The organism is Flavobacterium sp. CYK-55 (genome assembly GCF_018413465.1).
GTDB lineage: Bacteria > Bacteroidota > Bacteroidia > Flavobacteriales > Flavobacteriaceae > Flavobacterium.
Genome location: NZ_JAHCDK010000020.1, coordinates 1 through 7,302, shown reverse-complemented (window position 1 = coordinate 7,302; position 7,302 = coordinate 1). Strand labels below are relative to the sequence as shown.

Sequence of the window (7,302 nt, the reverse complement as noted above, 5' to 3'; positions counted from 1 at the left end):
ACAGCAGGTTTGCACAATAACTGCATCAGTGTTCAAGAAAGATATATTTTCCATATGTTTGTTTCATCTAACGGATTATACTCTGTTCCAAATTACCGTGACTGAGCAAACCCGCAACCGTTACCGGCAATGCATAACCAAAAACGCACACAAAATGAAATTTACTAAAAACTTGGTAATATTATTTTTAGCTATATCAATAATATACTTTGCATTTAGAAATTCAGGAGATATTAGTTTAGAAGGAGAATGGGAACCATCAAAGGTTATTTTAAATAATGAAGATTATTTCCCGACAGATGAACTAAGCGCTTTTTTTGCAATCGGAAATAAAATAATCATTACGGATTGGGGACATACAATACATATACAGAAAGTTGGAAATGATGACTTAATTGCAAAATTTGTTATAGAGTATGATCAAAAAAATGATTTGCAAATCGTATTATCCTCGAAAGAAAAATCACTTAACGGATGTTTTAAAACAGAAATTGATACAATTCACATTGGCCCTCAATCTTATATAGTTAAAGTAAAAATGAAATCTAATAAAAGCTCTTTAAGTTTTGAGCGCATAGTAGTTATTCCTCCATGGAAACCTCCATTTCCTAGAAAAGGCCAAGTGTAATAATTTGCACAGCCGGTAACAGCGGTCATGACTTATGGCTTTATTTTTCAAGCTTCTAGCCTATTTTTCACGAACAAAATTATATCTTAGTGGAGCGTACGCGGCTCGCTTTTCCGCCACAAGACATGGCCGCAAAACGTTATAGCCAATTTTAGTGGAACTTGCAACTTAAAATAATACTCTTAAAAATATTTAGTTAAATTTGATTTTTAAGAAAAACTCAATTATGGCTCTTAAACAAATCAATCCAAATTCCGATAAGGATTTTATTGATGCTATTGATATCAATAACGAAAATAATTTTCCCCAATTTTTAAAATCCATTACACTAAGTCCATTTAGACACATTGATGATTTAACGATAAATTTTCCTCATCCAATTTCAATAATTTCTGGAACAAATCGGTCTGGAAAGTCAACCATACTAATGGCGTTGGCTTGTAGCCATTTTGAATTTAAGAAAAGAAATGTACACAATGGAAAATTTGAAAGACAAACGTGGAGTTCTCTTATGCAATTTACCGATCATGATAAACAAACTAGAGATTGGACATATTTCATAACTTACAAATGGGGGAAAAAAATTGAAACTAAAAGAGGTCAAAGAAAAGCAAAAACAAAGAAGTGGAATGGTATAGGTAAAAAAGAAAGCCAATTTTTTAATCGACAAGTCTTTTTCATTGACTTAGACCGCATATTACCTGCTCGAAATTTTGCAAGAACTATTTTTCATAGAGCTAAAAAATCAACTTCAAGAGAAATATCACCAATAAATGCTACAAGGATTGAAAATTATCTATCATATGTTTTAGAAGAAAAATTTACTTTAAATAGACTAGCAGATCATTTAGATAAAGATATTTTTAAATATAATACTGCAAATGAATACTCAAGCTACAACGCCGCCACTGGAGAAGAAGTTTTAATTAAAATTATAATTGATTCTGTTGAAGCTCCGCAACACTCACTTATCCTAATAGACGAAATTGAAGTTGGATTACATCCAAAAATACAGAGAAGACTAATATCCGCATTATATAATATTTCGAGGAATGAACGTAAACAGTTTATAATAACTTCTCATTCACCTTCGATCTTATCATCAGTTCCAGACAATGCGAGAATTTTTATAGAAAAAATGCCAACGGGAGCATTTAAAGCCATTCCAAACATTAGTGTAAATGCTTGTTTATCAAAAATGGATTCAATATCCTATCCATTAGTTGATTTATATTGTGAAGATTCCGAAGCAGAAAAAATAATCCAAAAAGCAATCAGCTCTATTCAAATTGATATGAAAGTTTCAAACTTCTCAGATTTAATTAACGTTATAGTTAGTGGTGCAGGCGATATAACATATTCTTTTTTCAAAGCTCATCAGAAAACATATCCATCAAAAAGAATTAAAACAGGTTACGCTTGTGTTCTTGATGGTGATAGAAAAAAAGTAAAAACTAACGGTAGCATTAGTTATCCGCCTGAAGAATGTTTACATTTCATTTATTCAGATGAAAGTCCTGAAAAATTCTTAACTCGAAGCTTTTTAGCTAAACATCCGAATTCAACTGTTGAATATCATTTAAATCACTCAAATGGTCATAGTTTATTTGGCAAATTAATTGAAAATTCATTTTGTACGTCTAAGGAAGAAGCGTTTGAAATTTGTTGGAAAGAATTTATTTCAACAACTCCTGGCAACAAATACTTTGAAGAATTAAAAGCCTTTATTGTAGGCATGGCAAAAAAATATTCTCCGGATTTATAAAAAACTGGCTATAACCGCGGTCATAACTCATGGCTTGATTTTCTTAGCCGGAAGTTTGTTTTTCACGTAGAAATTCTATCTTAGCGGAGCGTACGCGGCTCGCTGTTCCGCCACGAGATATGGCCGCAAACCGTTGGCAGCAAGCGCATTTTCGAGCCGCAAAAAAACAACTTCCGTAATTGCAAATCTGAACTTTTAAATCGCGCTGTTGAAATTCTTGATCAACTTTATCGTGAATTTTTGAAGCATTTTCTTAGCGGAGATTTCGCTGCTTTCTGAAATCATTTCGTAAAACTTAACGTGAAAAACGAAATGTAAAAACGGAGCGAAAACTTTGCGTGTCAACAGCGCTTAAAAATTTGCTGCGCAACAAGTTTTTATTTTTTTCAAGCTTTGCGTTGAAGCAATTCCGGCGAAACAATTCTGTGCGTGAAAATTGTGCGCAAACTTTGAACTTAAAAGCGCCAACCTGCCAACAGCGTATAAGCGCCATCGCTTGATTTTGTTGGCTTTATGTTTGGCTTTCACGAAAAAAAATTATCTTAGCGGAGCGTACGCGATTCGCTGTTCCGCGACGTTCGCCTATACGCAACACGTTAGCGGATATTTTGAGATAAAATCGTAAATGAAACAAAATCAAAAATTTACACCATTTATAGTATTGACATTATTGTACATAATTTCAATACTTCCAATAATATATCTCACAATTCTATTACTAGGAAAAGCCGATAATGTATTAGTTATTTGTTATGGAATTTTAAATACAATCTTCTTGTTGAGATATTACAAAAGAAATATTTTATTGAGTTTACTTATAGGTTTTTTAATTCCAAGTTTTACTTTATGTCTAATTTATTCACTTTGGTTTCTCGGAATTTCATCTAAATCACTTTTCCCGACAATTTTCTTTGTTATCGCATCAGTTAGTTTATGTTTTTTTCTATCAAAGAATCATTCAAAAATAGAAAGTAGAAAAGGCATAACTTTAATATTGTTGGTTCCAACTTTAATCATTTTGATCTGCTCATTAAACTTAAAAGAAACTTATCCAACCAAAACTGAAAATGAAAATTTGACAAACGCTGAAATAAAAATTGTGGATAAAAAAAATAATCCAAAATTTGGAGCTGAAATAAAAGTTAGAGTTTTTAGACAACCCTTATTTGGTTTAAGAGAAAGTCACGAAGTATACAAAACTACAACAAGCGAAAATGGAATTTCAAAAGTTCAATTATCAAAGAATAGTAATTATCAGTTAACAATTAAAACTAAAGAGAATAAACTCATTTTTTTTGATATAGATTCCGCAGACTTGATTAAGAAAAAAACATTTGTAATCGAAGAATGAGAACAGAAAATAAAAACATCCGCTAACCCTTGCTAAGCGCCATTGCTTTATTTTGTTGGCTTTGCGCTTGTTTTTCACGTAAAAACTTTATCTTAGCGGAGCTAACTCGGCTCGCTGTTCCGCAACGCGCGCCTAGCAAGAAACCGTTGGCAGCAAGTGTAAACTAATCGGTAAAAACTGAAATTATGACAAACAAAGAACTTAATCAGAAAATTGCGAAAGCAGCCGATGTTGAATGGCACAAATCAATTGAAGAAACTTTTAATTTTTCTCATGTTGGTATAGTACAAACTATAAAAGGCGTTAGCGCAATATATGAATATGTGAATCAACAAATAAGAGGTTGGGAAAAATTTGAAGAACCTTTTCCAGATGAACTTATCGAAAGCAAGAGCTATTTTGAAAATATAAAAACTCAAATAATTCAGTTTGTAAATACTCATACGGAATCTCAAACTAGTAATTTACAGCATTATTGGTCTGCAACAAAAAATCAAATTAATGCAATTCATCGAAAGCCAATTCCTTATAACACACCTCAAGCAGAATTTTTAGTTAAACTTTATAAAGAAACACCAACTTACTTTCTTGGAGCATACAATTTTATCGTTGGAACAGATTACAACGTAAACACAAGAGAACTACTTTATGGTGCTATACTAGCATACGAGTTTACATTAAAAGACAAAACTGAAATAGTTGACAGAAAAAAAGCCGAACAAAAATCAATTTCAAAATTAAAAAGTGATTTTCAAGATTATCTTTCAAAATCCGAAAGTGAGTTAATTGAACACTTAAAAAATACCAACGAAAAATATGATGAGTATGTTACCCAAATAGACGAGCTAAAAACTGAAAAAGAAACAGAATTTGAAGAATGGTTTGAAAGCACAAAAAATGAGGAATGGAAAAAGTGGTATGACGAAAAAATAGATAAACTTCAGAAATTAGAAGAAACATACGAGACGAAATTAAAATTAGAAAAACCAGCAAAATACTGGCAGAAGAAATCTACATTATATTTTGACCAAGGAGAAAAAGCTAAATCAATTTTAATTTGGATTGTTGGTATAACTTCTGCATTTCTCGGGTTAATTTTGATAATTTCACCAGACTGGATTTTTATGCATGTTTTTGATGGAAACTCCACTGCAATAATAAGATGGTCATTAGTATTTATAACGTTATTAACACTAATCGCCTTTGCAATAAAAGCAGTTACTAAATATATGTTTAGCTCTTATCATTTAGCAAGAGATGCTGAGGAAAGACACACATTAACTTTTTTTTATTTAGCTTTATTAAAAGATACCGAAGTAAAAGATGATGATAGAAAATTGATTTTACAATCACTTTTTAGTAGAGTTGAAACTGGACTTTTAAAGGATGACTCTTCTCCTACTATGCCGAATGATATTGTTAGTAAATTTATATCCAAATAAAACACCAGCTGCCAACAGCGCATGAAGCGCCATTGCTGGATTTTGTTAGCTTTTTGTTTGGTTTTCACGTTTTTTGTTTAGTTTAGCGGAGCATACGCTGCTCGCTGTTCCGCAACGTTCGCCTATGCGCAGACCGTTATTGACAAGCGCATTTTCGAGCCGCAAAAAAACGAACTTCCGTAATTGCAAACCTGAACTTTTAAATCGCGCTGTTGAAATTCTTGATCAACTTTGTCGTGAATTTTTCAAGCATTTTCTTAGCGGAGATTTCGCTGCTTTCTGAAATCATTTTGTAAAACTTTGCGTGAAAATTAGAACGAAAACGAAACGCAAACTTTGTGTGTCAACAGCGCTTAAAAAAGTTTGCTGCGCAAAAAGGTTTTTATTTTTTTTCCAAGCTTTGCGTTGAGGCAATTCCGGCGAAAGAATTCTGTGTGTGAAAACTGTGCGTAAACTTTGAGCATAAGAGCGCCTGGTCAATAACACTTGCTAAGCGCCATTGCTTGATTTTGTTAGCTTTGCGCTTGTTTTTCACGAGAAAATTTTATCTTAGCGGAGCGAACTCTGCTCGCTGTTCCGCAACGCGCGCCTAGCAAGAGAACGTTATTGGTCAGCGCAATTTTCTGGCGTAAAAACCAAACTTCCGCAATTGCCAATCTGAACTTTTTAAATCGCACTGCTGAAATTCTTAATCAACTTTGTCGTGAATTTTTGAAGCTTGCTTATCGCCTATTTCATTTTTCAATTTGGAGAAAACGCTGGCAAAACTTTGCGTAAAAATTGGAACGCAAACTTTGTGTGTCAACAGCGCTTAAATTAGTTTGCTTCGCAACAAGTTTTTATTTTTTTCCAAGCTTTTCGTTGAGGCAATTCCGGTGAAAAAAAATGTGTGTGAAAACTGTGCGTAAACTTTGAACTTAAAAGCGCCGAACCAATAACCGCGCATGAAGCGCCATTGCTGGATTTTGTTGGTTTTATGTTCGGTTTTCACGTAAAAATTTTATCTTAGCGGAGCATACGCTGTTCGCTGTTCCGCAACGTTCGCCTATGCGCAACACGTTAGCAGCAACTACAAAACATATGGCATACGAAAAATTAATAGACAATCTTTCTACATCAATTGAGAAACAACTCGAAGAAATATCAACGAGATACAATTTTGATTATGGTGACGAATTTGAAATTGCAATTTGCGAATTATTATCAAAAATTTTACCAGCTAAATATGGAATTTGTAGAGGCTTTGTAGTTACTGAAACTGATGATTTTGGAGGAGATGATATCATAATATATGATAAGGATCGATTTCCAACATTAAGGCTTTTAGGAGAAAATAAATTTGAAAAAAAACAAGATATTCCTGTTGAAGCTGTTTATGCATATATTGAAGCAAAGCACACATTGTTTTTAAAAAGTAAAACAAATGGACAAAGTATATTTAAAGCCTATAAGCAAATACACGATGTAAAAAATCTTGTTAGAGAAAAAAGTGATTTGTTGTCAATTGATCCATATACAAGTTTAGGAAAAGGATTTACCGCAAAAAGAGATAATTGGCCCAATTATTCAAATCCAATTTACGGATGCATAATAGCGAGATTCGTAAAAGATACTCCAAGATCAAAAATAATTACATCTGATAAATTATCAAATTCAATTAAAGCAATTGAATTACCGACAAATATCTTATTTCCGGATTTAGTTATTCTAGGACAAAATGATATGCTTTTGCCTTGCATTCCAAAAGATGGAAAAATAATTTATGAATCGCCCTTCTTAATTGAAAATGCTAGCGAGTTATTTCATACTACAACTAAAACCTCTTCTTTAGCACTAGGAATTACTATGTTACTATATGCTTTAGACTCAATTAAATTGGGGAAAATGCCATATAAAAAAATTATTGGAAAACAATTAAAATAGCTGCTGCTAACCGCGGTCATGACTTATGGCTTTATTTTCTTAGCTTCTCGCCTATTTTTCACGTAGAAATTCTATCTTAGCGGAGCGTACGCGGCTCGCTTTTCCGCCACAAGACATGGCCGCAAAACGTTATCTGCAAGCGCATTTTCGAGCCGCAAAAAAACAACTTCCGTAATTGCAAATCTGAATTTCT

At 32.9% G+C, this 7,302-nt stretch carries 5 protein-coding genes; all 5 read left to right on the top strand.

Going from position 1 to position 7,302, the window contains the following annotated elements:
• The first annotated feature begins 154 nt into the window (after positions 1 to 154).
• The 5 genes from KIH23_RS13525 to KIH23_RS13505 all read left to right on the top strand — a co-directional run bounded on the left by KIH23_RS13525 (position 155) and on the right by KIH23_RS13505 (position 7,109).
• The gene (locus KIH23_RS13525) at positions 155 to 628 is read left to right on the top strand and encodes a hypothetical protein (protein ID WP_213214040.1); all 474 of its coding nucleotides are present in this window, start codon (positions 155 to 157) and stop codon (positions 626 to 628) included.
• Positions 629 to 854: 226 nt separating this feature from the next.
• Positions 855 to 2,393, top strand: coding sequence for an AAA family ATPase (locus KIH23_RS13520; RefSeq protein WP_213214039.1), 1,539 nt, complete (start codon positions 855 to 857; stop codon positions 2,391 to 2,393).
• A 625-nt stretch (positions 2,394 to 3,018) separates the two neighbouring features.
• Positions 3,019 to 3,744: a hypothetical protein gene (locus KIH23_RS13515; protein ID WP_213214038.1), complete on the top strand. Its 726-nt coding sequence runs from the start codon at positions 3,019 to 3,021 to the stop codon at positions 3,742 to 3,744.
• A 185-nt stretch (positions 3,745 to 3,929) separates the two neighbouring features.
• Positions 3,930 to 5,186 carry a DUF6161 domain-containing protein gene (locus tag KIH23_RS13510; RefSeq protein WP_213214037.1) on the top strand — a complete coding sequence of 419 codons (1,257 nt, stop codon included), beginning with the start codon at positions 3,930 to 3,932 and terminating at the stop codon, positions 5,184 to 5,186.
• A gap of 1,080 nt (positions 5,187 to 6,266) precedes the next feature.
• On the top strand, positions 6,267 to 7,109 hold the full coding sequence (locus KIH23_RS13505) for a DUF6602 domain-containing protein (RefSeq protein ID WP_213214036.1): 843 nt from the start codon (positions 6,267 to 6,269) through the stop codon (positions 7,107 to 7,109).
• The last annotated feature ends 193 nt before the right edge of the window (positions 7,110 to 7,302 follow it).